Below are 631 nucleotides of genomic sequence, written 5' to 3' on the forward strand. Positions count from 1 at the left end.
GGGCATCTACCGGGATCCAGTGCGCTCCAGCCATGGCCATTTCGTCAAAGCCAGTGGCCTGCGCTGGTTGAGCTTCATGGTGCTGACCCCGGTGCCATGGACAAGCCTGGTAAAGGCCTTGCCGGTCTTGACCCTGCTTGCTCCGTCCGAGCGATCCGACCATCAACGCGGGCGGCGCCACAAGCTGCTGACCGACTGGGCGCGGCAGGGCGCACTGCAACTCTGTCGCTGGCTGCCGGGGCGCCGCATCATCTTCGTGGGCGACAGCAGCTTTGCCGTCCATGAACTGGCCCATGCCATCACTGCCAGGGCAACGCTCATCAGCCGGCTGCGACTGGATGCCAGCCTGTTTGCGCCGCCGTCAAAGCGGACCACGCGCACCGTCGGTCGGCCAGCGCAAAAAGGTCCAGCGCTACCAAAGCTCAAGACACTCCTGTCCAACCCCGCCACGACCTGGGCCAGGATCATCGTGTCCGCCTGGTATGGCCATGTCGAAGGCAAGACGCTCGAGATCACGTCTGATACCGCCTTGTGGTACAGGCCCGGTACCCCGGTAATGCCGATCCGCTGGGTGCTGGTCCGGGATCCCGATGGCAAACGCGCCCCTCAAGCCTTCTTCAGCACGGACATC

Annotated in this window: 1 protein-coding gene; it reads left to right on the plus strand. The window is 64.3% G+C overall.

Annotated features, from left to right (window positions below):
- The coding region (locus ACFFNA_RS39375) for a transposase (protein ID WP_378925692.1) at positions 1 to 631 on the plus strand (631 nt) is incomplete at both ends.

The organism is Mesorhizobium kowhaii (assembly GCF_042431665.1).
GTDB classification, from domain to species: Bacteria; Pseudomonadota; Alphaproteobacteria; order Rhizobiales; family Rhizobiaceae; genus Mesorhizobium; species Mesorhizobium kowhaii.